This is a genomic window from Roseomonas sp. TAS13, from assembly GCF_001950415.1.
Taxonomy (GTDB): Bacteria; Pseudomonadota; Alphaproteobacteria; order Acetobacterales; family Acetobacteraceae; genus Roseomonas; species Roseomonas mucosa.
On the sequence record NZ_BDLP01000037.1, the window covers coordinates 1 to 23,941 of the forward strand.

General features: G+C 71.1%; 18 protein-coding genes. 7 read left to right on the forward strand and 11 right to left on the reverse strand.

Features of this window, described 5'->3' with window-relative positions:
- From ROTAS13_RS05365 to ROTAS13_RS05380, 4 genes are all read left to right on the forward strand, one after another.
- Positions 1–1,035, forward strand: a 1,035-nt coding sequence (locus ROTAS13_RS05365; protein WP_075821750.1) for a glycosyltransferase, incomplete at its 5' end; no start/stop codon positions are given.
- 196 nt (positions 1,036–1,231) lie between these two features.
- Positions 1,232–2,212, forward strand: a complete 981-nt coding sequence (gene gmd / locus ROTAS13_RS05370; RefSeq protein WP_019462369.1) for a GDP-mannose 4,6-dehydratase — start codon at positions 1,232–1,234, stop codon at positions 2,210–2,212.
- A gap of 5 nt (positions 2,213–2,217) precedes the next feature.
- Positions 2,218–3,213: a GDP-mannose 4,6-dehydratase gene (locus ROTAS13_RS05375; RefSeq protein WP_019462370.1), complete on the forward strand. Its 996-nt coding sequence runs from the start codon at positions 2,218–2,220 to the stop codon at positions 3,211–3,213.
- Positions 3,214–3,387: 174 nt separating this feature from the next.
- On the forward strand, positions 3,388–4,863 hold the full coding sequence (locus ROTAS13_RS05380; protein WP_083755415.1) for a glycoside hydrolase family 28 protein: 1,476 nt from the start codon (positions 3,388–3,390) through the stop codon (positions 4,861–4,863).
- Positions 4,864–5,215: 352 nt separating this feature from the next.
- Here ROTAS13_RS05380 and ROTAS13_RS05385 read toward each other — a convergent pair whose 3' ends face one another.
- The 11 genes from ROTAS13_RS05385 to ROTAS13_RS05435 all read right to left on the reverse strand — a co-directional run bounded on the left by ROTAS13_RS05385 (position 5,216) and on the right by ROTAS13_RS05435 (position 21,355).
- Positions 5,216–6,640, reverse strand: a complete 1,425-nt coding sequence (locus ROTAS13_RS05385) for a M20 family metallopeptidase (RefSeq protein ID WP_075821757.1) — start codon at positions 6,638–6,640, stop codon at positions 5,216–5,218.
- 40 nt (positions 6,641–6,680) lie between these two features.
- Positions 6,681–7,562, reverse strand: a complete 882-nt coding sequence (locus ROTAS13_RS05390) for an ATP-binding cassette domain-containing protein (RefSeq protein WP_075821752.1) — start codon at positions 7,560–7,562, stop codon at positions 6,681–6,683.
- Positions 7,562–8,590: an ABC transporter ATP-binding protein gene (locus ROTAS13_RS05395; RefSeq protein ID WP_075821753.1), complete on the reverse strand. Its 1,029-nt coding sequence runs from the start codon at positions 8,588–8,590 to the stop codon at positions 7,562–7,564. The genes ROTAS13_RS05390 and ROTAS13_RS05395 overlap by 1 nt, the downstream gene beginning before the upstream one ends.
- 359 nt (positions 8,591–8,949) lie before the next feature.
- Positions 8,950–9,846 (reverse strand): ABC transporter permease, encoded by an 897-nt coding sequence (locus tag ROTAS13_RS05400; protein ID WP_019462375.1) that lies wholly within the window; start codon positions 9,844–9,846, stop codon positions 8,950–8,952.
- Positions 9,843–10,850, reverse strand: coding sequence for an ABC transporter permease (locus tag ROTAS13_RS05405; protein ID WP_027297277.1), 1,008 nt, complete (start codon positions 10,848–10,850; stop codon positions 9,843–9,845). Before ROTAS13_RS05405 ends, ROTAS13_RS05400 begins: the two co-directional genes overlap by 4 nt.
- A 43-nt stretch (positions 10,851–10,893) precedes the next feature.
- Positions 10,894–12,453: an ABC transporter substrate-binding protein gene (locus ROTAS13_RS05410; RefSeq protein ID WP_075821754.1), complete on the reverse strand. Its 1,560-nt coding sequence runs from the start codon at positions 12,451–12,453 to the stop codon at positions 10,894–10,896.
- Positions 12,454–12,467: 14 nt separating this feature from the next.
- Complete coding sequence (locus tag ROTAS13_RS05415; protein WP_075821755.1) at positions 12,468–16,298, reverse strand: hydantoinase B/oxoprolinase family protein; 3,831 nt, start codon at positions 16,296–16,298, stop codon at positions 12,468–12,470.
- Between the two features lie 17 nt (positions 16,299–16,315).
- Positions 16,316–17,098, reverse strand: a complete 783-nt coding sequence (locus tag ROTAS13_RS05420; protein ID WP_019462379.1) for an IclR family transcriptional regulator — start codon at positions 17,096–17,098, stop codon at positions 16,316–16,318.
- A gap of 347 nt (positions 17,099–17,445) precedes the next feature.
- Positions 17,446–18,402, reverse strand: coding sequence for an amidohydrolase (locus ROTAS13_RS05425; protein ID WP_208852659.1), 957 nt, complete (start codon positions 18,400–18,402; stop codon positions 17,446–17,448).
- Positions 18,399–19,688 carry an MFS transporter gene (locus ROTAS13_RS05430; protein ID WP_075821756.1) on the reverse strand — a complete coding sequence of 430 codons (1,290 nt, stop codon included), beginning with the start codon at positions 19,686–19,688 and terminating at the stop codon, positions 18,399–18,401. The genes ROTAS13_RS05425 and ROTAS13_RS05430 overlap by 4 nt, the downstream gene beginning before the upstream one ends.
- Positions 19,689–20,098: 410 nt before the next feature.
- Positions 20,099–21,355, reverse strand: a complete 1,257-nt coding sequence (locus ROTAS13_RS05435; RefSeq protein WP_083755416.1) for a UbiH/UbiF/VisC/COQ6 family ubiquinone biosynthesis hydroxylase — start codon at positions 21,353–21,355, stop codon at positions 20,099–20,101.
- 166 nt (positions 21,356–21,521) lie between these two features.
- Here ROTAS13_RS05435 and ROTAS13_RS05440 point away from each other — a divergent pair, with 166 nt between their 5' ends.
- The 3 genes from ROTAS13_RS05440 to ROTAS13_RS05450 all read left to right on the forward strand — a co-directional run bounded on the left by ROTAS13_RS05440 (position 21,522) and on the right by ROTAS13_RS05450 (position 23,769).
- Positions 21,522–21,860 carry a P-II family nitrogen regulator gene (locus tag ROTAS13_RS05440; RefSeq protein ID WP_058390621.1) on the forward strand — a complete coding sequence of 113 codons (339 nt, stop codon included), beginning with the start codon at positions 21,522–21,524 and terminating at the stop codon, positions 21,858–21,860.
- Positions 21,861–21,881: 21 nt separating this feature from the next.
- Positions 21,882–23,258: an ammonium transporter gene (locus ROTAS13_RS05445; RefSeq protein WP_083755417.1), complete on the forward strand. Its 1,377-nt coding sequence runs from the start codon at positions 21,882–21,884 to the stop codon at positions 23,256–23,258.
- A 190-nt stretch (positions 23,259–23,448) separates the two neighbouring features.
- Positions 23,449–23,769, forward strand: a complete 321-nt coding sequence (locus tag ROTAS13_RS05450; protein ID WP_019462387.1) for an antibiotic biosynthesis monooxygenase — start codon at positions 23,449–23,451, stop codon at positions 23,767–23,769.
- Positions 23,770–23,941: the final 172 nt, after the last annotated feature.

A 23,941-nucleotide genomic window follows, 5' to 3' on the forward strand; every position in this document is an offset into this window, starting at 1 on the left:
GGCGCGCGGATGATGCTGCGGGCGATGCGGGAGGCTGGGCTGCCGGCGGCGGGGATCGACCTGACCGCGGCGCAGCGGCAGGGGCCGCCCTTGCCGGAGCGGGAGATCGATGGGGGAAGCCTGTTGCCGGGCGCGGTGCCGGAGGGGCCGGGGACCATCGTGCTGCATGTGAACGGGCCGATGCTGCCCTGGGCGCTGCTGGCGCTGGGGCGGCGGGCGGTGGCGGGCAAGCGGCTGATCGCCTACTGGGCCTGGGAGCTGTCTGCCCTGCCGGCGGACTGGCGGCGGGGCTATGGCGCCTGCCACCGGATCTGGGCGCCGAGCCGGTTCTGCGCCGAGGTCTTCGCCCGGCCCATGGCGGGGCGACCGGGCTTTCCGGCGCCGCTGGTGGTGCCGCACCCGCCGCCGCGGCCCGATCCCTCGGCGCTGGGGCGGGCGGATTTCGGGCTGCCGGACGGGGCCTTCGTCGGGCTGAGCATCTTCGACGCGACGTCCTCCCTGTGGCGCAAGAACCCGATGGCGGCGATCGAGGCGCACCGCCTGGCCTTTGGGGATTCGCCGGAGCATGTGCTGGTGCTGAAGACCCATGGCACGGCGCGGGCGGGCGAGGCCTGGGCGGAGGTGGCGCGGGCGGCGGCGGCGCGGCCGAACGTGCGGGTGCTGGATGCCGCCCTGCCCCGGCGCGATCTCTGGGCGCTGACCGCCTGCTGCGACGTGCTGGTCTCGCTGCACCGGGCCGAGGGCTATGGGCTGACCATCGCCGAGGCCATGGCGCTGGGGCGGCCGGTGGTGGCCACGGGCTGGTCGGGCAATGTGGATTTCATGGCCGGGCCGGGGTGCTTCGCCGTGCCCTGGCGGCTGGTGCCGGCGCGGGACCCGCAGGCGACCTATGACCTGCCCGACGCGGTCTGGGCCGAGGCGGACGTGGCGGCGGCGGCGGCGGCGCTGCGGCAGGTGGCGGGGGATACGGCGCTGCGGCACCTGCCCCCGGCACGGCTGCCGGTGCCGGATTACCGGGCCGCGCTGGCGGGGTGATCCCGCAGGGTCCTGGCGGCCGGGGGTTGGGGAAGACGGAGCCTTGCCCCCGAGACACGATGGAACCCATGACGGGCGGCGAGCGGGAAAGCGCGGGGATTTGCGCCGTTGCCGGCACAACCGGACGGCGAACGATCTGGCCAAGCGGGACGGGCACCGCTAAAGCGCGGCTTGTATCGTTTCGAGGCGGGGGACCATGCCGAAAGCGTTGATCACCGGGGTGACGGGCCAGGACGGCGCCTATCTCTCGCAGTTGCTGCTGGAGAAGGGCTACGAGGTCTATGGGCTGGTGCGGCGCTCCTCCTCCTCCGACGTGGTGGACGAGCGGCTGCGCTGGCTGGGGATCGCCGGGCAGGTCCGGGTCATGGACGGCAACCTGATCGACATCAGCTCGCTGATCCGGGTGCTGAACGAGGTGAAGCCGGACGAGGTCTATAACCTCGGCGCGCAGAGCTTCGTGAAGACCTCCTGGAACCAGCCGCTGCTGACCGGGCAGGTGACGGCGCTGGGGGCGAACAACGTGCTGGAGGCGGTGCGGCTGGTGGCGCCGCAGGCGCGCTTCTACCAGGCCTCATCCTCCGAGATGTACGGGCTGGTGCAGCACCCGATCCAGAGCGAGAAGACGCCGTTCTATCCGCGCAGCCCCTATGCGGTGGCCAAGCTCTACGCGCACTGGATGACGGTGAACTACCGCGAGAGCTTCGGGCTGCACGCTTCCTCGGGCATCCTGTTCAACCATGAGAGCCCGCTGCGCGGCATCGAGTTCGTCACCCGCAAGGTCACGGACGGGGCGGCGCGGATCAAGCTGGGCAAGGCGACCGAGCTGAAGATGGGCAACCTCGACGCCAAGCGCGACTGGGGCCATGCCAAGGACTATGTCCGGGCGATGCACCTGATGCTGCAGCAGGAGGTGCCGGACGACTACGTGGTCGCCACGGGGCGCACCACCACGGTGCGCGACATGTGCCGGATCGCCTTCGGGCATGTCGGGCTGGACTACGAGGAGTTCGTGAAGGTCGATCCGGCCTTCCTGCGCCCGGCCGAGGTGGACCTGCTGCTGGGCGATCCCTCCAAGGCCAAGGAGAAGCTGGGCTGGGCGCCGGAGATCAGCCTGGAGGAGATGATCAAGGAGATGGTGGACGCCGACCTGTTCCGCCACCGCTCGCGGATGGGCTGAGGCCGGTGTCCGGCGCGGTTCCGGAACCCGTCTCCCCGGGACGTATTCCGGGGCGCATCCTCGTCACCGGGGCGGGCGGCTTCGTCGGGGGGCACCTGCTGCCGGTGCTGCGGCGGCATTTCCCGGCGGCGCGGCTGATCGCCGCCAGCCGGGATGGCGGGAAGCACGTGCCCGGGGCGGACGAGACGCTGGAGATGGACCTGCTCGGCGGGGACCTCGCCGGGCGGATGCGGGAGGCGGCGCCGGATGCGGTGCTGCATCTGGCGGCGCAGGCCTCGGTGCCGGTCTCCTTCCGCGACCCGCGCCTGACCTGGCGGACCAACCTGGACGGAACGCTGGCGCTGGCCGAGGCGGTGCTGGAGGCGTCGCCGGCGGCGCGCTTCGTCCATGTCTCCTCGGCGGAGATCTACGGGCTGTCCTTCCAGGCGGGGGTGCCGCTGACGGAGGAGGCGCTGCCGCGCCCGGCCAATCCCTATGCGGCCTCGAAGGCGGCGGCGGACATCGCCATCGGCGAGATGGCGCTGCGCGGGCTGAAGGCGGTGCGGATGCGGCCCTTCAACCAGACCGGGCCGGGGCAGTCGGACGGCTTCGTGGTCGGCGCCTTCGCGCACCAGGTGGCGCGGATCGCGGCCGGGAAGCAGGAGCCGGTGATCCGCACCGGGGCGCTGGACCGCTGGCGCGACTTCCTGGACGTGCGGGATGTCTGCGAGGGCTATGCGCTGGCGCTGGCGGCGGAGTTGGCGCCGGGGACGGTGATCAACCTCGCCACCGGGGCGCCGCGCAAGGTGGGCGACATCCTGGAGGCGCTGCTCGCCCTGGCCGGGGTGGAGGCGCGGGTGGAGCAGGAGGCGTCACGGCTGCGGCCGACCGATGTGGAGCGCACCGCGGGCGATATCGGCGCGGCGCGGCGGCTGCTGGGCTGGGCGCCGCGCATCCCGTGGGAGACCACGCTGGCCGACATGCTGGCGGACTGGCGGACACGGGTGGCAATGGAGGGCTGAGCGGCTTTCCGGGCCGCTCACAGGTGGGCGGGGCGGAAACGCGCCCTGCCCCCGGGAAGGGCACGCGAGGCTTGTACCGGGGCATGCGGTGGCCGGGATGCCGGGCGTCCGAAGCGGTGTTTCCAGGGGATCGGCAAGTGATCTAAGCAGGCAGCCTCGCACCGAGGTTGCCCGATGCATCGTCTCGTCCCGTGCTTCCTGCCCCTTGCCCTCGCCCTGCTGGCCGGCACGGCGGGGGTGCGTGCCCAGGGGAGTGCCCAGGGGAGTGCCCATGGGGGTGTTCCGGGGGAGGCCCCTGGTGGCGTTTCGGGGGAGGCCCGGGTGCCGGGCGTCCTGGCCAGCCAGAGCTGCGACCCGCTGAAGCATGGCGCCCGGGGCGACGGGACCACCGACAACACCGCCGCGATCCAAGCGGCGATCGATGCCTGCTCGGCGCGCGGCGGCGGGCGGGTGAGCTTCGGGGACGGGGTGTTCCTGACCGGGCCCCTGGCGCTGAAGGACCATGTGACGCTGGAGCTGGCGCGCGGCACGCGGCTGCGCGCCGTGGCGCAGGCGGACCGCTTCACCTGGGCCTTCATCGGCCGCCCTTTCCGGCCGCACGAGGCGCTGATCTCCGGCGTGAATGTCAGCGATGTCGGCATCATCGGCGAGGGCACGATCGACGGCCAGGGCGCGGAGCTGTGGTGGCCGGCGGCGGTGGCGGCGCGGGAGGCGATGCAAGCGGGGGCGAAGAGCTGGGGGCCGGGGATGGAGAAGGTGCCGGCCAGCAATGGGCTGCCGCGCCCCTGGCTGATCGAGTTCTACAACGCCCGGCGGGTGCTGCTGCGCGGGGTCCACCTGACCAACGCGCCGATGTGGACGGTGGCGCTGCGCTATTCCGAGGATGTGGTGCTGCGCGATGTCCGCATCACCAACGCGCCGGATTCGCCGAACACGGATGGCGTGGACATCGTGTCCTCGCGCAAGGTGTCGCTGTCGAACCTCGGCATCGACACGGGCGACGACGGCATCGCCATCAAGGCCGGCCTGCCGGGCCCCGACATGCCGAAGCGTGCGGCGCGCAACATCACCATCAGCAACGTGCGCTTCGGCCATGGGCACGGGCTGGCGATCGGCAGCGAGCTGGCGCATGGCGTGGAGCATGTGCGGATCAACGGCGCCCACTTCACCGGAACGCAGTACGGCATCCGCATCAAGGCCGGGCGGGACCGGGGCGGCGATGTCGGCGACGTGCTGGTGCGGCATGCGCGGATGACGGATGTGGCGGTGCCGCTGTCGATCGACTCCTCCTATCCGGGCGAGCCCCGGGACGCGGCCCAGGCGCCCGGCCCGGGGGCGGTGGCCGTGGCCGTGGCCACGCCGGCCGCCCGGGCGGAAGCGCCGGTGACGCCGCTGACGCCGCGCATCCATGACGTCACGATCCAGCACCTCTTCGCCAGCGGCGCACGGCGGGCGGGGCTGCTGGCCGGCCTTCCGGAAGCACCGCTGCGCGACATCCGGCTGCAGCATGTCAGCATTGCCTCGCGCGGCGAGGGGATGGTGCTGCGCCATGTCGAGGGCAGCTTCAGCGGCGTGAAGATCACCGCCGCCCGGGGGAAGCCGGTCGAGGAAGGGCCGAAGACCCAGGTGGCGGTGCTGGAGACGCCCTGAGGCCCGGTTTCCAGGCGTCGCGCCCGTGTCCGGCCCCGGGGGAGGCGCCGCTTCCCCCAGTCCCCCTCCGCTGGGGGAATAGTATTCCCCCAGACCCCGCCTTGAGTGGGCACCGGGTGGCAAGGTCGGTCCGTTCTCCGGTCCCGGAGAGCAGGTGGATCGGCGGGGCTCCCGAAAGAAAGACTACCATGTCTGTGCATGTGGCGCACGCAGTCGCCGGAGAGCCTGGCCCTCCGGCGCGATCCGGCGTCAGCAGGAGCCAGCGAACCGGGTCCAGGGCACGCAGTGTCCTGGCGAAGTGGGGGTTTGGGGGCGAGGCAGCGCCTTGCCCCCAAGGGACCGCGCCGTGCGGTCAGCCTTTGGCCATGTCCAGCGGCGGCGGGATCTCGGCGGGGATGGGGCTTTCGTAGCGTTGGCCTTCGAGGCGGCGGGCGAGGTCGGCCTTGGCGCGGGCGATGAGATCCGGGTTTTCCAGGGCAGCCGTGGCGGTGGCGGCCATCACCTTGGCGGCGTGGATCATGCCCTTGTGGGCGTGCGGGCTCTGGCCCTGGGCAGTGAGCTGCCAGGAATGGAAGGGCGTGCCGGTGGCGCAGGTGGCGCCGTGGGCCTGCACCGTGGGAACGACCCAGGAGACGTCGCCGACATCGGTGGAGCCGACGGCGGGCCTCCGGGGCGCGTCGAGCGGCACGATGGTGTCGCAGAGATCCATCGACGGGTCGAAGGGCAGGCCGGCGCTGCGGAAGGCGGCGCGGATGTCGCCCTGGTCCAGCGTGGCACGGATGGCGGCGGCGTAGGCACGGTCGGCCTCGTCGAATTCCGGCGGGCCGAGGCGGTCGAACTCGGCCTGCATGGCCTCTTCCAGCGGGCGGTTGCCGACGAGGTTGGAGAAGGCGCTGACGACCTTCACCGCCAGCGTAGTTTCCGTCATCAGCGCGGCGCCCTGGGCGATCTTCCTCACCCGCTCGAACAGCGCGCGCATGCCGGCGACATCGGTGTTGCGGATGGCGTAGCGGACCTTGGCGCGCGGCTGCACGACATTGGGGGCGATGCCGCCGGCGTCGAGGATGGCGTAGTGGACGCGGGCCTCGCTGTTCATGTGCTCGCGCATGTAGTTGACGCCGACATTCATCAGCTCGACGGCATCGAGGGCGGAGCGGCCCAGTTCCGGCGCGGCGGCGGCGTGCGAGGCGCGGCCGGTGAAGGTGAAGTCCACGCGGGTGTTGGCGAGCGCGATGGCGGGGGCGACGCCGGCAAAGGAATCCGGGTGCCAGGTGATGGCGATGTCGGCGTCGTCGAAGAGTCCGGCGCGGACCATGAAGGTCTTGCCGGCGCCGCCCTCCTCGGCGGGGCAGCCGTAGTAGCGGACGCGGCCCTGGATGCCGCGCTCGGCCAGCCAGTCCTTGACCGCCGTGGCGGCGAAGAGCGCGCCGGCGCCGAGGAGGTTGTGGCCGCAGCCATGGCCGGCGCCGTTCTGGCCCTCGACGGGCTTCGGCTCGGCGATTCCGGCCTGCTGCGCGAGGCCCGGCAGGGCGTCGTATTCGCCCAGGATGGCGATGACGGGGCCGCCCTCCCCGGCCTCCGCCATGATGGCGGTGGGAATGCCGGCGACGCCGGCCTCGACGCGGAAGCCCTGCTGCTCCAGCGCCTCGACATGCGCTGCGGCGGACCTGCGTTCGGTGTAGAGGGGCTCGGGCGTTTCCCAGACGCGGTCGGCAAGGGCGATCATCTCGTCCCGCTTCGCGTCCACGAGTTGCCAGATGCGCGGCGTGTTGCGCATGTCGGGAGTCTCCTCGGTCAGGGGCGTCGGCGTGCCGTCGTCATGGCGATGCGGCGGGTGGCTGTCCAGGCCCGGGGGCCGGGCGGGTGGCATGGGAAGAGGCGTGGAAGGGCGAGCGGTCGGGGTCCGGGTCCGGCATGGCCGCGAGGAGCATGCGGGCATAGTCGCTGGCGGGGCTGCGGAAGACGGCCTCGGTGTCGCCCTCCTCCACGAGCTGGCCGCGGTAGATCAGCGCGACGCGGTCGCAGATGTAGCGGATCACGCCCAGGTCGTGGCTGATGAAGAAGTATGTAAGGCCGAGCTGGGCCTGGAGCTCGTGCAACAGGTTCAGCACCTGGGCCTGCACGGAGACGTCGAGAGCGGAGGTGGGCTCGTCCAGGATCAGGAAGTCGGGCTTCGTGGCCAGGGCGCGGGCGATGCCGATGCGCTGGCGCTGGCCGCCGGAGAATTCGTGCGGGAAGCGCGAGAGGTGCTGCGTGCCGAGGCCGACGCGCTGGAGGAGTTCCGCCGCGCGGTCGAGGCGGCCGCGCCCGTCGAGGCCCATGCGGTCGCGGTGGATCTCCATCGGCTCGCACAGGATGTCGCGCACGCTCATGCGCGGGTTCAGCGAGGCGTAGGGGTCCTGGAAGACGATCTGCACGCGGGCGCGCAGGCTGCGCATCTCGGCGGGCTTCAGCGTGGCGAGGTCGGTGCCGTCGAAGAGGATGCGGCCGGCGGAGACTTCCTCCAGGCGGAGGATGCAGCGGGTGAGCGTGGTCTTGCCGGAGCCGGATTCGCCGACCAGGCCGAAGCTCTCCCCCCGGCGGACGGAAAGCGAGACGTCGCGCAGGGCGCGTACCTCGGCCGCGGGGGTGCCGAGCAGGCCGGCGAGGCCCTTGCGGGCACCGCCATAGGTCTTGGTGACGTGTTCGATGCGGAGCATCAGGCGGCCTCCTCCCGCGTGCGGGCGGCGACGAGGCAGGCGGCCTCGTGATGCGGGCCGAAGCGCTCCATCGGCGGCAGGGCGGCGTCGCAGGCGGGCTCGGCCCAGGGACAGCGCGTGGCGAAGCGGCAGCCGCGCGGCGGGGCGATCAGGTTGGGCACGGTGCCGGGCAGGCCCTGGAGCTCGCCGCGCTTCGTGCCGGCGGTGGGGACGGCGGCCATCAGCGCGCGGGTATAGGGGTGGACGGGGTGCTTCAGGACCTCGCGCACCGGGCCGGCCTCGGCGACATTGCCGGCGTACATCACCGCCACATGGGTGCAGAGCTGCGCCACCACGCCGAGATTGTGGGTGATGAACAGCACGCCGAGGCGGTGCTCGCGCACGAGGTCGTGGATCAGGCGCAGGATCTGCGCCTGCACGGAGACATCGAGCGCCGTGGTGGGCTCGTCGGCGATCAGCAGGTCGGGGCGGCCCACCAGCGCCATGGCGATCAGCACGCGCTGGCGCATGCCGCCGGAGAACTGGTGCGGATAGTCCGCGAGGCGCGCGGCGGCGTCGGGGATGCCCACCTCCTCCAGCGCCTCCACCGCGCGGCGGCGGGCGGCGGCGCGCATCGCGCGGCGCGAGGCGCCGGGGGCGAGGCCCAGCAGCCCGGGATCGGCGCGGCCGGCATGGAGCGCGACATCGGTGATCTGCGTGCCGATGGTGAAGGCCGGATTCAGGTTGGTCGTCGGGTCCTGGAAGATCATGCCGATGCGGCGGCCGCGCAGGGCGCGCATCTCCTCCTCGCCCGCCCTGAGGAGGTCCCTGCCCTCGAAGCGGATCTCGCCCCGGATGTAGCGGGCTGGGGGCGAGGGCACGAGGCACGAGACCGACAGGCCGGTCAGCGACTTGCCGCAGCCCGTCTCGCCCACGATGCCCCAGATCTCGCCGCGTTCGACGGTGAGGTCGATGCCGTTCAGCACATGCGCCTCGCCCTCGAAGGAGCGCATCGCCAGGTGCAGGTCGCGGATTTCCAGCAGCGCCATGGTTCAGGTCGTCCTTGCTGCCCTTGGGGAAGGCTCTGCCGGCCTTCGGCGCCGAAGCAGTGCTTCGGCCCCCAAACCCCATCCGCCAGGACCCTGAGGGTCCTGGACCTCCCTTTCGCTGGCTCTGGCAATGGCGGGGGCCACGCCGGAAGGCCTGGCCTTCCGGCGCCTGTGATCGCCGCGCATGCTGAGGTTCTTCAGGGCGCTGCCTTGCCACCGGTGCCCGGGGAGCGGCCAACGATGCGCGCCAGTCACATGCGCCCACTCAAGGCGGGGTCTCGGGGAGGCGCGGCCTCCCTGAGCGGAGAGGGGTCCGGGGAGAGGCGGAGCCTCGCCCCGGGATGCGGAAGGCCGGATCATCAGCGGCGTGCCTTCGGGTCCAGCACGTCGCGCAGCCCGTCGCCCAGGAGGTTGAAGCCGAAGACGGCGAGGAAGATGGCGAGGCCGGGGAAGATGGCGGTCCACCAGTAGTCGGGCATGTTGCCGCGGGCGACGGAAAGGAGGGAGCCCCATTCCGGCGTGGGGGGCTTCACGCCGATGCCGATGAAGCCGAGCGAGGCGACGGTGAGGATGGCGAAGCCCATGTCGAGCGACATCTTCACGATGATGGGGCTCATGATGTTCGGCAGGATGTGGCGGAGGAGCAGGCGGGCGGTGCCGGCGCCGACGGCGCGGGCGGCGATGACGAACTGCTCCTCCTTCCTGGCAATGACCTCGCCGCGCACGAGGCGGGCATAGCCGGGCCACCAGGACAGGGTGATGGCGACGACCATGTTCAGCAGCCCGGGGCCGAGGGCGGCGGCGACGGCCATGGCGAGGATGAGGCCGGGCACGGTCAGCATGAGGTCGGAGAGGCGCATCAGCACCTCGTCCACCCAGCCGCCGAGAAAGCCCGCCAGGGCGCCGACCAGGATGCCCACGGTGCTGCCGAGGATCACCACGGCGAGGCCGGAGATGAGCGAGATGCGGGTGCCGGCGATGGTGAGGGAGAGCACGTCCTGCCCGACCTCGTTGGTGCCGAACCAGTGCGCGGCGGAAGGCGGGATGAAGCGGGAGGCGGTGTCCACCATGCCCGCGACATGCTGCGGATAGGGAATGATGGCCGGGCCGATCGCGGCGAGGAGGAGGAGCAGCGCGACGATGGCGAGGCCGAGGACGGAGACCCAGGAGCTGCGGAAGCGGTAGAGGCCGCGGCGCCAGCGGTCGGAGCGGGCGCTGGCGGGGGCTTCCACGAGGGTAGCGGTGACGTCGCTCATCCGAGGCGGACCCTTGGGTTCAGCAGGCCGTAGAGCAGGTCCACGATCAGGTTCACGGTGATGAAGAGCGCGCCGATGCAGAGGGTGACGCCGATGATCGGCATGAAGTCCTGGCTCAGCACGGCCTGGGTGGCGTAGAGGCCGATGCCCGGCCAATCGAAGACGGTTTCCACCAGCACCGTGCCGCCGAGCAGCCAGCCGAAATACAGGCCGATGACGGTGAGCGTGGCGGAAACGGCGTTCTTCAGCACGTATTTGAACAGGATCTGCCGGCCCGGCAGGCCCAGGGCGCGCTCGGTGGTGACGTAGTCCTGGCCCAGCACCTCGATGGTTGAGGCGCGCATCATCCGCATGATGGTGGCGAGCGGCGAGAGGCTCATCGCGATGGCGGGGAGCGCCAGGTATTGCAGGGCGACGCCGAAGGCGTGGAGGTTGCCGCTGGCCAGCGCGTCGATGGTGAGGAAGCCGGTGATGGTGGGCGGCGGGTCCTCGGTCAGCGGGAAGCGGCCGGAAAGGGGCAGCCAGCCGAGCCACATGGCGAAGGCGAGCTGGAAGACCAGGCCCAGGAAGAAGCGCGGCATGGAGATGGCGCCGAGCGAGACGGTGCGGGACAGGAAGTCGGGCCAGCGGTTGCGGTACACCGCCGCCAGCAGGCCGGCGGGGATGCCGAGGCCGACGGCTAGGATCATCGCGGCCAGGACGAGCTCCAGCGTGGCGGGGAGGTAGACGGCGAGGTCCTCGGCCACCGGGCGGCGGGTGAAGATGGAGACGCCCCAGTCGCCGCGCAGCAGCCCGGTCGCGTAGTCCCAGTACTGGACGACGAAGGGGCGGTCGAGGCCGAACTCCTTCGCCACCGAGGCGATGTCGGCGGCGGTGGCGTTCGGCCCGGCGGCGAGGCGGACGGGATCGCCCGGCAGGAGGCGGGCGATGCAGAAGACCAGGACGGACAGCCCCACCAGCACTGGCACCAGCAGGAGGATGCGCCTGAGGATGTAGCGGATCATGCGGTTATCCTGCTGGTTTCCTGCGCGGGTGGGGCGGCCCGCGTCAGAGCGAGAGCGGGAAGAGCTCGGGCGCGTTGGAGGCGACGGGGGTGAAGCGGAAGTTCCTCACCGTGTTGCGCATGGCGAGCTTGCGCTTCTCCAGCACGCCGAAGATGTCGCAGGCATCCTCCATCACGGTCTGCTGGAACCGCGCGTAGAGGGCGTCGCGCTTCGCCGGGTCCTGCTCGGCGCGGGCCTGCTCGATCAGCCGGTCCACCTCCGGGTTGTTGTAGACCGGGTTCTGCCAGTTGCCGTTCCGCGAGGAATGGAAGCCCGCGAAGGCGAGGTTGTCCGGGTCGCCGTAATTGGCGGTCTGGTAGACGGGGAAGAAGTCGGCCAGCGTCTCGGGCGAGCGGCAGGAGGCGACGAGGTCGGGCCAGGTGGCGGTGCGGATCTCCAGCTCGATGCCGAGCGGGCGCAGGCTGTCGAGCAGGATCAGCGCCCAGCGGCGCTGCTGTTCCAGCCCCGCGACATGGGTGATGGCGAGCTTGATGTTGCCGCTGGGGGTGGCGGACTTCGCCAGAAAGGACTTCGCCTTCTCCAGGTCCATGCGCCAGGGGGCGAGGCTCTTGTCGAAGCCCTGGATCGTGGGGGGCAGCGGGCCGGTCATCAGGTCGGCATAGCCGGCCACGTCGAGCATCGCCTGGTAGTTGAAGGCGCAGCTCACGGCGCGGCGGAGATTGGCGTCCGCCAGCGGGCCGTGGCGGGTGTTCATCTTGATCTGGAAGGTGCGGTACTCGGGCTCGATCACCAGATCGACGCCCGGGCGGCCCTTCAGCGTGTCCATGTCCTCGGAGGTGAGGTCGAGGGCGACCTGGGCCTCGCCGCGCTGGACCATCAGGCGCTGCGTCGCGGTTTCGCGCGTGATCTTCCAGATGGCGCCGGTGAGGTTGCCGCCTCCTTCCTTGCGCCAGCCATCGGCGACGCGCTCCAGCTCGTAGAGGTTGCCGGCCTCGGCGCGGCGGACGGCGAAGGGGCCGGAGCCGGCGATGTTGGAGCGCAGCCAGGTCTGGCCGTCATCCTCGCCCTTGTTGGCCTCGACCTGCTTCGGGTTCACCACCCAGATCCAGGGCAGGACACTGAGGAAGGGGACGAAGGGGGTGGCGAGGCGGAAGCGGACGGTATGGTCGTCCACCGCCTCGATGCCGCCGGGCACGACGATGTTCTGGATCATCCAGACATTGCCGCGGTTGAGGCGCAGGATGCGCTCGAAGGAGTAGCGCACCGCTTCCGCCGTGACGGGGGTGCCGTCGTGGAACCTCGCGGCGGGGTCCAGGTGGAAGGTGTAGGTCCGGCCGTCCTCGGAGATGTCCCAGCTGCGGGCCAGGCGCGGCTCGGGCTTCGGCGGGTTGCCGGTGACGCCGACCAGGCTGTCATAGGTGTTGCGCAGCAGCCAGGAGGAGGAATAGCCCGTCGCCACATGCGGGTCGAAGTTCGGGATGTCCTGGTTGCTGGCGAGCACCAGGATGCGGCGCGACTGTGCCGAGGCCGGTTGCAGCAGGGACAGTGCGGGCAGGGCGGCGCCGGCGGCCAGGAGGGCGCGGCGCGTGGGGGTGATGCTCATGCTGTTCCGTTCCTTCAGGCCGTGACCGTGGTCTTCGCGGCGCCGTAGTCGCGCGCGGCGCCTTCCGGCGTGACCATGCCCAGACGCATGTCCCGTGCCAGCGCCTCGGGGTCGCGCCTCGCCGGATCGCCATAGCCGGAGCCGCCGTTGACGGTGATCTCGACGATCTGGTGCGGGCTGTTCACCTCCACCATCTCGCCGGGGCCGCAGTCATGCAGCTCGCGGCCGTCGAGATCGATAACGCGACCGCGTGCCCCCGTGCCCGGGCGGCCGCCGAAGAGGCCGTCGATGTGGTTGGTGACGCCCTCCGGATAGACGGAGACCAGGGTGGTGCGGCCGTCATCGGTGAGCTTGCGCAGGCGCACGCGCTGGCCGAGGCCGCCGCGGAACTGGCCGGCGCCGCCCGTGTCGGGGACGTAGGCCTTCTCCACCACCAGCACCGGGGCGCGGCTCTCGAAGAGCTCGATCGAGGTGTTGGAGGCCGAGGTGGGCCAGAGCAGGGCGGACTTGCCGTCGCCCCGGGCCGAGGCGCCCTGCCCGCCGCCGACGAAGAGGTGGTCGGAATAGAGGCTGCCCCCGGCATCCTGGCCATAGACGTTGGTGGCGACCGGCAGACCGGTATTGGCCTGCACCAAGCTCGGCGCCGCCCCGGACAGGGCGCGGAAGATGTTGGGGGCGAGATACCAGCCGGTGCGGGTGCGCATGTTCACCGCCGCCGGGCGGCGCGGGTTCAGGATCGAGCCCTCCGGCGCCTCCACGGTGAAGGGGCGGTAGCAGCCGGCATTGCCCCGCACGTTGGGCGTCAGCATGCACTTGAGCGGATAGGTCGCGTGCGCCGCCGTGTAGTTCAGGGTGGAGTTCAGCCCGCCCTGGGGAAGCTGTGGCGGGGCGCCGTCGAAGTCGAGGTTGATGGTGTCGCCCGCGACGGTGAGCTTCAGCGGGTAGCGCAGCTCCTTGCCCAGCGGGTTGTTGCGGATCTCGGCATGGTAGTCGCCATCCGGCAGGGCGGCGATGGCGTCGCGCATCGCCTTCTCGGAACGGCCCTGCACCACCGCCGCCAGGGCGCGCAGGTCGCTCATGCCATAGTCGCGCATGAAGGAGAGCAGGCGCTCGCCCCCCAGGGCATTGGCGGCGATGAAGGAGTGCAGGTCGCCCAGCACCTGGTCCGGGTTGCGGACGTTCTCGCGGAACAGGGTGAAGAAGGTGTCGTTCGGCACGCCCGCGTCGAAGAGCTTCATCGGCGGGATCTGGAAGCCCTCCTCGAAGATCTCGCGCGCCTTCAGGGAATCCTTCGTGCCGCCGATGTCGGAAACATGGCCGACCGTGCCCATCAGCCCGACCACCTTGCCCTCCCGGAAGACGGGGGTGACGATGGCGATGTCGAAGAGATGCCCGGCGCAGAGCCAGGGGTCGTTGGTGATCAGCACGTCGCCCGGCTTCAGCGTTTCCGCCGGGTACTTCTCCAGCAGTGCCTTCACCGCGCGCGGCAGGGTCAGGTTGAAGACGGGCATGGCGCGCGGGGAATGCGCCAGGGTCTCGCCCTCCGGGTCCAGCAGCTCGCAGGCGAAGTCCTGGCTTTCGGAGATGATGAGGGAGAAGGCGGTGCGGACCACCGTCAGCCACATCTCCTCCACCACGTTCACGAGCCGGGACCACATGATCTCCAGCGCGATCGGGTCGGCCTCGATACGCGCCATGGCCTCGGCCAGCGGCATCTCCGCCGTCACCAGCTCGCCCGCCATGGCGGGGGCGGCGATGGCGATGCGCAGGTTCAGCGTGTCGTCCACCTGCACCGCGTCGCCGGGCGGGACGATGGTGGTGGCCTCGCGCTCCTCGACGATGGCGGGGCCGGGGATGCGGTCGCCGCTGGCGAGCGCGTAGCGGTCGTAGACCACCGCCTCCTGCCAGCCGCCCTCGAACCAGGCGCGCCGCGTGCCCTTCACCGCCTGGGCGGTGTCGCCGCCGCCGACCGCGCCGGTGAGCGACAGCTTCGGCTCCGGCCCGACGCAGCGGAGGCGGAAGTTGATCGCTTCCATCCGGGCGCCCTCATAGACCGAGGTGTAGCGGGCGGCGTAGATGCGGGTGAAGCGGGCGCGGATCTCGCCCAGGCTCGCCGCGCCGATCTCGCCCGCCGGCAGGTCCACCGCGATGTCGTGCATCTGGCCGACCAGGCGCATGTCGGCGGAACGCTCGACGCGGATGCTCTCCGGCGCCACGCCCGCTTCCACGAGGCGCGCGCGGCCCTCGGCCTCCAGCTCCGCCAGCAGGGCGTTCAGCCGGGCGGCGTCGAAGCCTTCCGAGAATTCCAGCGGCAGGGAGCGCACCAGCTCGAAGGAGAGCGGGGCGGCGAGGAAGCCCAGTGCCGAGGCGGCACCGGAGGCGGGCGGAATGATGACCTCGCGCACGCCCAGCGCGCGGGCCACGTCGGCGGCATGGGCCGGGCCTGCGCCGCCGAAGCCGACCATGGCATAGGCGCGCGGGTCCTTGCCCTTCTCCACCAGATGGACGCGGGCGGCGGCGGCCATGCTTTCCACCACGACCTTGTGGATGCCCCAGGCGGCCTCCATCACGCCCAGGCCCAGCGGTGTCGCCACGCTCTCCACCGCGCGTTCCGCCGCCGGCTTGTCCAGCGACATGCGGCCGCCGAGAAAGAAGCCCGGGTCGTAGTAGCCGAGGACGAGGTTGGCGTCGGTCACGGTCGGCTTCGTGCCGCCCATGCCGTAGCAGGCCGGGCCGGGGTCGGAGCCGGCGGAATGCGGGCCGACCTTCAGCAGCCCGACCTCGTCGATGCCGGCGATGGAGCCGCCGCCGGCGCCGATCTCGATCATGTCGATCACGGGCGCCTTGATCGGCAGGCCGGAGCCCTTGCTGAAGCGGTGGACGCGGCCGGCCTCCAGCATCGGGGCGATCTCAACGCGGCCGCCCTCGACCATGCAGGCCTTGGCGGTGGTGCCGCCCATGTCGAAGGAGATGACGTCCTTCTTGCCCGCCAGCTCGCCGAACAGCGCCGTCGCGAGGCCGCCGCCGGCCGGGCCGGATTCCAGCAGGCGGATCGGAAAGGCGCGCGCCGTGGCGGGGGAAACGAGGCCGCCCGCCGAGTGCATCAGCCGCAGCGCGCCGGTGAAGCCGCGCGCCGCCAATTCACGCTCCAGGCGCTTCAGGTAGCGGTCCATCAGCGGCTGGACATAGGCGTTGGCGCAGGTGGTGACGCAGCGCTGGTACTCCCACATCTCCGCCACCACCTCGGCGGAAAGGGAGACGGCCAGCTCGGGGAACTCCTCGCGCGCGATGCGGCCCACGGCCTGCTCGTGCGCCGGGTTGCGGTAGGCGTGCAGGAAGCAGACGGCCACCGCCTCCACGCCCGCTTCGAGCAGGGTGCGGAAGGCGGCGCGGACGGCATCCTCGTCCAGCACCTCGACCACGCGGCCATCGCGGTCCAGGCGCTCGGCGACCTCCAGCCGCAGGTCGCGCGGCACCAGCGGCTCGGGGAAGCCCAGGAACAGGTCGTAGATGTCGTAGCGCTGCTCCGTGCCCATCTCCAGCACGTCGCGGAAGCCCTGCGTGGTGATCAGGCCGAGCTTCGCGCCCTTGCGCTCGATGACGGCGTTGGTGACCAGCGTGGTGCCGTGGATGATCTCGCCGACCTCGGCCAGCGTGATGCCGCCCATGGCCACCAGTTCCTCCAGCCCCAGCAGCGCGGCCTCGGAAGGGTCGTGCGGCGTGGTCAGGCGCTTGTGCAGCCGCACCGTGCCCGCAGCCGCGTCGTAGAGGATGAAGTCGGTGAAGGTGCCGCCGATGTCGAAGCCGATGCGCCAGCGGTTCAGGGAGGGGGCGGTGTTTGCCATGGGCTCGTTCTCGGTGGTCAGTTCTGGGATTCAGGCGGCGTCGGACATGGTGACGCCGACGGATCGCCCAGCATCGCGGCGATGGCGCGGGCCTCGCGCAGCATCGCGGCCAGGATGTCGTCGCGCTCCGCCTCGGAGACGATGGCGGAGGGATAGACGATGCAGAGGCTGACCTCCTCGCCGCTGGCCGGGTCGCCCACGGCGGTGGCAAGGGAGTCGATACCGGGATTGGCCTCGTGACGCGCGATCTCGAAGCCCCGCTCGCGGATGCGGGCGAGGCGTCCGAGGAGTTCCTCCATGTCGCGCGGGGAGTTCGGCGAGGGCGGCTGCAGCGGCTCGGGGAAGAGGGCGCGCACCGCGTCGTCGCCGAGCCGCGCCAGCAGCGCGCGGCCGGTGGCGGTGGCCGAGGCGGAAAGGCGCTCGCCGATCGGGGTGCCGACGCGCAGGAGCTGCGAGCCTTCATGGTAGGTGAGGCCCATCACGTCGCACCCGTCGCGGATGCTGACATAGCCTGTATGGCCGCAGTCGCGGGAGATACGCGAGACCGCCGCATGAGCCTGGCTGAGCAGCGGCGAGCCGCGGCGGTAGGTGTGCCCCATCTCGAACATCAGCAGCCCGGCGCGGTAGCGACGCGTGCCCGGCACCTGTTCCAGGAAGCCGGCATCCCGCATGGCGCGCAGCAGGCGCGAGGCATTGCTCTTCGGCATGCCGAGCAGACCTGTCACCTCGGTCAGGCTGAGCTCCAGGCGATGCGCCGAGAAGCAGCGCAGCACCTCGGCGGCGTTGGAGAGGATGCTCATACGGTTCCGTTTTCTGGAACTACGGTTGCGTTATGCGGGAATGCTAGTGGTTGCTGCACTGCGTGAGCAAGCGGAGTTCCACTCTTCGACACCAGGAAGTGGCGGGTGGCGCGCGGAAATCCGGTGTTGCTCCGAGCGGAATAGCGAATTTCTAGGCATTTCATGGCGTGAATTTGGGCAGTTTGGGCTGGCGTCCGGCCGATCCACCTACGCCAGCGGACCGGGCGGAAGACCAGCCTTGCCACTCCGAGCCAGCGGAAGGCGGGGGCTGGAGAGATACCATCCCCCAGTGGAGAGGGTCCGGGAGGGTCGGCGCCTCTCCCGGGAGCGACACGGGAGGGCCGGCTTCAACCCGGGGCGGGGCGGCGTGGGTTCAGGGCGTAGACCTCTTCCGCCGTGCGGTGGAAAAGCCAGGCCTGATCCTCGGCCGGCAAGGCGGCGGCGATGCGCTTGAAGCCGGTGAAGATGGTGTCGAAGCTGGCGCAAAGCCCGTCCACCGGGAAGTTGCTGGCGAACATGGCGCGGCGCGCGCCGAAGAGGGCGATGGTCTCACGCACGATCCAGCCATTGTCCTCGGCGCTCCAGGCATGGCCGGGGCGGCCGAGGCCGGAGATCTTCACCGCCACGTTCGGATGCGCGGCGAGGCGGGCCATGGCGGCGTGCCAGGCGGCGAGGGCATCGGGGCTGCGGTCCGAGGGCAGGCCGGTGTGGTTGAGGATGATGCGGGTGCGCGGGAAGTCACGGGCCAGGAGTTCGGCCTCGTGCAGGTTCCACCAAGGAGTCTGCAGGTCGAAATGCAGGCCGTGGCGTTCCAGCAGGGCATAACCGCGGCGCCAGCGCTCGTCCGACATCAGTGTGCGCTTCCCATCTCGGGCGGCCTGGGGCGTGGCAGGGCCGCCGGGCTTGTGGCGGACGCTGCGGACCAGGGGGAAGCCGGCCTGGGCGGCGAGAACGGTTCCCACATCGGGGTGGTGCAGCCAAGCCTGGGCGACCATGGCGTTGGGCAGGCCGTAGCCCACCGCGAGGCCGCTGACGAAGCGAGTCTCGCCGATCGGATCGGCGGGGTCCCACTCGGCCTCCATGTAGACCGTGGCGCGGATGTCGTGGCCCGCAGCATCGGCCCGGTAGTCGGGCGGCAGGTAGGGGCGCATCAGCGGCGCGGTGTCGCCGTAGCGGAAGCCGGGCAGCTTTCCTTCCGGCGTCAGCCAGGGGTATCGACCGTTGCGGGGGTCCCAGACATGGTGGTGGGCATCGACGATGAGACCGCCCCAGAGAGGGGCATCGGCCAGGGCTTCCCGTGTCACCGCGCGGTCTCCCGCTCCGCGAGGGGCACCAGCAGCGTGCCGAGGACATAGAGCGCGGCGCAGCCGGAGAAGAAGTGCAGCACCACGGTGTAGGAGCCGGTCGCCTGCAGGATCATGCCGGCGATGATGGGAATGGCGATGCCGCCCAGGCTGCCGGCGAAGTTCATCATTCCGCCGACCAGCCCGACCTTGTCGGCAGGGGCAAGCAGGGCCGGGAAGCTCCAGTAAAGGCTGCCGAAGCAGAGCAGGAAGACGGTGCCGGAGAGCAGCGCCACGGCGGCGGCGGGGTCGGCGATGGTGGGCAGCAGCAGGAAGGCGCCGAGCACGCCGAGACCGGAGAGGCAGAGCATCGCCTTCAGCACGAGGCTGCGCGGCAGGCCGCGGCGCTGCAGCGCGTCGGCGCCGAAGCCGGCGGTGAGCGAGCCGAGGAAGCCGCAGATGAAGATCACCGCCATGGCGCCGCCGAGCTGCTTCAGGTCGAAGCCGCGCGCCTGGGCGAGATAGCTGGGGCCCCAGGTGATCAGGCCGAAGTTCATCATCGCCCAGCCGCAGCGGCCGAGCATAACCGGCGCCACGGCACGGGACGCGAGCGGCGTGCCGGCGGGCACGACCTGGGCCATGCCGGGGACGGGGGTGCGGATATGGGCGAGTTCCACCTCATTCACGGCGGGATGCACCGCCGGGTCGTCGCGCAGGTAGCGCCAGGCGACGAGGCCGGCGCCGATGGTCACGATGCCCGCCACGGCAAAGGCCATTCGCCAGGAATCCAGCGCGTAGATCAGCCAGGCGATGACGCCGCCGCCGAGGCCGGCGCCGAGATAGGAGCCGCTGTCCATCAGCACGGCGCCGCGCCCGCGCTCGCGCGGGGAGAGCCAGAGGGCGTTGAGCTTGCCGCCGGCGGGGAAGAGCGGAGCCTCGGCGGCGCCGAGGCCGAGGCGGGTGACGAGCAGGGAGAGGCCGCCGGTGGCGAAGGCAGCCAGGGTCTGGAAGGCGCCCCAGGCCAGGGTGGAGATGGTGACGACGCGGCTGGGGCCCATGCGGTCGATCAGGTAGCCGCCGGGGACCTGGAGCAGCGCGTAGGTCCAGAAGAAGGAGCTGAGGATGAGCCCCTGCATGGTGGGGGAGAGGCCAAGCTCATGCGCGATGGTCGGCATGCCCACCGAGAGGGTGGTCCGATCGGCGAGGTTGATCACGGTCAGCAGTGCGATCACGCCGAAGATGCGCCAGCGGACGCCGGTCCTGGCTGACGCGGCGCCCCCTATCACCGATGGATGCGTGGTGCTCATGCCGGTTTTCCTCCCCGTTTCGTATAACTGAATACAGAATTCTTCGTGCAACAAGCGGAAAAGCACGGGGTGTTGCGAGGGCGGGGCTTCGGAGTTCCTGGCCGCCATGTGGCATGGCAGCGTTGTGCCATCCTGGGGGAAGGGTTCCGCCTTCCCTCCGGCCCCCCCATTTGCCAGGACGCTTTGCGCCCTGGATCTCATGCGCCGGCTTCTGCTGACGCCGGATCACGCCGGAGAGCCTGGCTCTCCAGCGGGTTATGCTCAGGGATCACGTGCCAGGCTGACGGCATCCACAGGCGCCGGCGAAAGCCCGTGGTCTGGTGACCGGCTTCGGCCCTCAGCGGAGGGGGATCAGGGGGAGGCGCTGCCTTTGCCGGGGGCAACCGCCCGGCGCAACGGTCGGCGGTGGATCAGGGCGCGATCAGGCCGCGTCCTTCGAGAAGGCCGGAGAGGGGGCCGCCGGAGAAGCCCATGGCGCGGCGGGCGAAGAAGCGCTTGAGGGGCGGCAGGCGGTCCACGGCGGCGATGCCCAGCCGACGGGCGAGCCGCAGCGGCGGCAGGTCGTTGCCGAAGAGGCGTTCCAGCGCGTGGGTGGCGCCGAGCATCAGCAGGGCATCCGGGCGGCGGGCGGCCTGGTAGCGGGCGAGAACCTCCACGGAACCGGGATCCTGGCCGGCATGGTGGGCCTCGATCGCGCATTCGGCCAGGGCGGCGACGTCACGGAAGCCGAGGTTGAGCCCCTGCCCCGCGATCGGGTGGATGCCGTGGGCGGCGTCGCCCACCAAAGCGAGGCGCGTGTCCACGAAGCGGGCGGCCTGCATGGCGGTCAGGGGATAGGACCAGCGGCGGCCGATGACGCGCACGGCGCCGAGATGGCTGCCCAGGCGGCGCAGGATCTCGCGCGACAGGGCCGCGTCGTCCATGGCCATGAAGCGTGTGGCCAGGGGGCTGCGGTCGGACCAGACGATGGCGGAGGCGTGGGGGTGTTCCGGCGTGCCGGCCAAAGGGAGCTGGGCGAAGGGGCCGTTGGGCAGGAACTGCTCCAGCGCCAGGTTGCCGTGCGGGCGCTCATGGGCGATGGCGAAGACCATGCCGGTCTGGTGGTAGTCGAGCCCGGCGGTGCCGATGCCGGCGGCGCGGCGCAGCGGGCTGCGGCGGCCCTCGGCGCCGACCACGAGGCGGGCGGCGATCTCCGTGCCGTCGGCCAGCGCGACCAGGGCGCCCTCGGCGGTGCGGGTGACGGTGGGCTGGGCCGGCGCGAAGACATGCAGGCGCGGCAGGCCCGGCAGGGCGGCGTTCAGGGCGACGCGGAGGGAGCGGGCCTCGACCATCCAGCCGAAGGCGGGCTCGCCCAGGTCGGCGGCGTCGAAATGCAGGTCGAGCGGCGAGGCGGGTTCGCCCGGGCGGCCATCGGCCACGCGGATGCGGGTGATCGGGCAGGGCTCATCGGGCAGGCGGGCCCAGATGCCGGCGGCTTCCAGCAGGTTGCGGGAGGAAGCGGCGATGGCATAGGCGCGACCGTCGAATTCCGGCCGTTCCATTGGCGGCAGGGGGGCGGTGTCCACCACCGCGACCTCCAGCCCCGCCGCCGCCAGGGTGGCGGCCAGGGTGGCGCCCACCGGACCCGCGCCCATCACGCAGGCCTCGACCTCGATCCGTTTCGTCATGCCCGCCATCCTGCCGCATTGCACAGGTTTTGGGCAGGGGGTGGCGGGGCTTTCCTGCTCTCCCGTCGAATGGGCCGCACGGAATGCGTGCAGACTGCCCATTGCCCGTCTTGGCACGCGCTTCGCATCTCATGCGCCGAGAAGGATCGAAGGGGGCTCCGGCCGAATGAAGCTGGTCATGGCGATCATCAAGCCCTTCAAGCTGGATGAGGTGCGCGAGGCGCTCACGCCGCTGGGCATCCAGGGGCTGACGGTGACGGAAGTGAAGGGTTTTGGCCGGCAGAAGGGCCAGACCGAGATCTACCGTGGTGCCGAGTACCATGTGAGCTTCCTGCCGAAGCTCAAGATCGAGGTCGCCGTCGCCAACGACATGGTGGACGCGGTTGTGGAGGCCATCGCCACCACGGCCCGCACGGGCAAGATCGGTGACGGAAAGATTTTCGTGTTGGATGTCGAACGGGTCATGCGGATTCGCACCGGCGAGACCGACGACGCCGCGCTCTGAGGGGGAATGATGAGCGAGTTGATGAAGACGCGGGCCCGCCGCGCGGCGGGCTGCGCCTTGGCGGCCCTGCCTGTGCTGATGCTGGCGCTGCCGGTGCTGGCGCAGACGACGCCGGCAGCACCGGAGGCGGTGCCCACGGCGCCGTCCACGCCCGATACCGGCGATACGGCCTGGATGCTGACCAGCACGGCGCTCGTGCTGATGATGACCATCCCGGGCCTGGCGCTGTTCTATGCCGGCATGGTGCGCAAGAAGAACGTGCTGGCCACCATGATGCAGTCCTTCTCGATCGTGGCGGTCGCCACGATCGTGTGGATGGTGGCGGGCTATTCGATCGCCTTCGGCGAGGGCAACGCCTATGTCGGTGACCTGTCCAAGCTGCTGCTGAACGGCGTGGCGGAGAACTGGAACGCGCCCTTCACGCTGGGCTCGGGCGACGGGGCGGTGGCCTTCACCATCCCCGAGACGGTCTTCCTGATGTTCCAGATGACCTTCGCGATCATCACGCCCGCGCTGATCAGCGGCGCCTATGCGGACCGCATGAAGTATTCGGCGATGGTGGTCTTCACCATCCTGTGGCTGCTGGTGGTCTATTGCCCGATCGCGCACTGGGTCTGGCACCCGAACGGCTGGATCTTCGCGCTGGGCGCGCTGGACTTCGCCGGCGGCACGGTGGTGCACATCAACGCGGGCGTGGCGGGCCTGGTCTGCGCGGTGGTGCTGGGCAAGCGCGTGGGCCTCGGCCACGACAACATGTCGCCGTTCAACCTGGGGCTGGCGGTGATCGGCGCCTCGCTGCTCTGGGTGGGCTGGTTCGGCTTCAACGCGGGTTCGGCGGGCGCCGCCGGCGGGCGCGCGGGCATGGCGATGCTGGTGACGCAGGTCGCCGCGGCGGCCGCGACGCTGGCCTGGGTCTTCGTGGAATGGGCGGTGAAGGGCAAGCCTTCCGTGCTCGGCGCCATTTCCGGCGCGGTGGCGGGGCTGGTCGCCATCACCCCGGCGGCGGGCTTCGTGCTGCCGGTGCCGGCGCTGGTGATCGGCGTGGTCGCGGGGCTGACCGGCTTCTGGGGCGCGACGGCGCTCAAGCACTGGTGCGGCTATGACGACAGCCTCGATGCCTTCGGCGTGCACGGGCTCTGCGGCATCGTCGGCGCGCTGCTGACGGGCTTCTTCGCCTATGGCCCGCTTTCCGCCACCACCGCGGCGCCGGACGGCACCGTCGGCTCGATGGCGCAGTTCATGATCCAGCTCTACGCGGTGCTCTCGACCTTCATCTACACCGGGGTCGTGACCTGGATCCTGCTCAAGATCGTCGATGTGGTGATCGGGCTGCGCGTGACCACCGAGGAGGAGCGCGAGGGCCTCGACATCGTGCTGCACGGCGAGCGGCTGGAGTAAGGCGCGGCCTCGCCGCACCGGGCGGGGCGACAGGAAGGGCGCCGGCGGGGGAAACCCGGCCGGCGCCCTTCGCATTCGTGGTTCCCGTTTGTGGTTCGGGTTTGTGGTTGGGGGGCGGACGGGGCAACCTGCGCCCCGGCCATCCGCCCTCCCGCCGGGAGAGCGGGGCAGGATTCAGAGGATGCCGCCCATGTTCGTCGCCATGAACCGTTTCAAGGTCGCCCCGGGCTCCGAGGCCGCCTTCGAGGAGGTGTGGAAGTCCCGCGACTCCCGCCTGCGCGAGGTGCCGGGCTTCGTGGAGTTCCACCTGCTGCGCGGCCCGGCAACGGAGGAGCATGTCCTCTACGCCTCGCACACCATCTGGCGCTCGCGCGAGGATTTCGAGAACTGGACCCGCTCGGAACAGTTCCGCGCCGCGCATCGCGATGCCGGGCAGACCAACACCCGCTCCCTCTATCTCGGCCCGCCGCAGTTCGAGGGCTTCGAGTCCGTGCAGGAGATCAAGGCCTAGCGAACGGGCCCGGCGCCCTCCGGGGCGTGGCTCCTGGCGTCCGGCCCCGGGGAAGAGGCTCTGCCTCTCCCGCCGGACCCCCTCTCCGCCGGGGACCGAAGCCGGTCCCCGGACCCCGGGCTTGCGTTGGCTGTCTCTTGATCACCTCTACGCACAGCTCCACCGTAAGGCG

Coding starts and splice junctions, on each gene's coding strand:
- gmd (WP_019462369.1), top strand. CDS start 1,232: ATGCCGAAAGCGTTGATCACCGGGGTGACGGGCCAGGACGGCGCCTAT.
- ROTAS13_RS05380 (WP_083755415.1), top strand. CDS start 3,388: ATGCATCGTCTCGTCCCGTGCTTCCTGCCCCTTGCCCTCGCCCTGCTG.
- ROTAS13_RS05385 (WP_075821757.1), bottom strand. CDS start 6,640: ATGCGCAACACGCCGCGCATCTGGCAACTCGTGGACGCGAAGCGGGAC.
- ROTAS13_RS05390 (WP_075821752.1), bottom strand. CDS start 7,562: ATGCTCCGCATCGAACACGTCACCAAGACCTATGGCGGTGCCCGCAAG.
- ROTAS13_RS05395 (WP_075821753.1), bottom strand. CDS start 8,590: ATGGCGCTGCTGGAAATCCGCGACCTGCACCTGGCGATGCGCTCCTTC.
- ROTAS13_RS05400 (WP_019462375.1), bottom strand. CDS start 9,846: ATGAGCGACGTCACCGCTACCCTCGTGGAAGCCCCCGCCAGCGCCCGC.
- ROTAS13_RS05405 (WP_027297277.1), bottom strand. CDS start 10,850: ATGATCCGCTACATCCTCAGGCGCATCCTCCTGCTGGTGCCAGTGCTG.
- ROTAS13_RS05410 (WP_075821754.1), bottom strand. CDS start 12,453: ATGAGCATCACCCCCACGCGCCGCGCCCTCCTGGCCGCCGGCGCCGCC.
- ROTAS13_RS05415 (WP_075821755.1), bottom strand. CDS start 16,298: ATGGCAAACACCGCCCCCTCCCTGAACCGCTGGCGCATCGGCTTCGAC.
- ROTAS13_RS05420 (WP_019462379.1), bottom strand. CDS start 17,098: ATGAGCATCCTCTCCAACGCCGCCGAGGTGCTGCGCTGCTTCTCGGCG.
- ROTAS13_RS05430 (WP_075821756.1), bottom strand. CDS start 19,688: ATGAGCACCACGCATCCATCGGTGATAGGGGGCGCCGCGTCAGCCAGG.
- ROTAS13_RS05435 (WP_083755416.1), bottom strand. CDS start 21,355: ATGACGAAACGGATCGAGGTCGAGGCCTGCGTGATGGGCGCGGGTCCG.
- ROTAS13_RS05440 (WP_058390621.1), top strand. CDS start 21,522: ATGAAGCTGGTCATGGCGATCATCAAGCCCTTCAAGCTGGATGAGGTG.
- ROTAS13_RS05445 (WP_083755417.1), top strand. CDS start 21,882: ATGAAGACGCGGGCCCGCCGCGCGGCGGGCTGCGCCTTGGCGGCCCTG.
- ROTAS13_RS05450 (WP_019462387.1), top strand. CDS start 23,449: ATGTTCGTCGCCATGAACCGTTTCAAGGTCGCCCCGGGCTCCGAGGCC.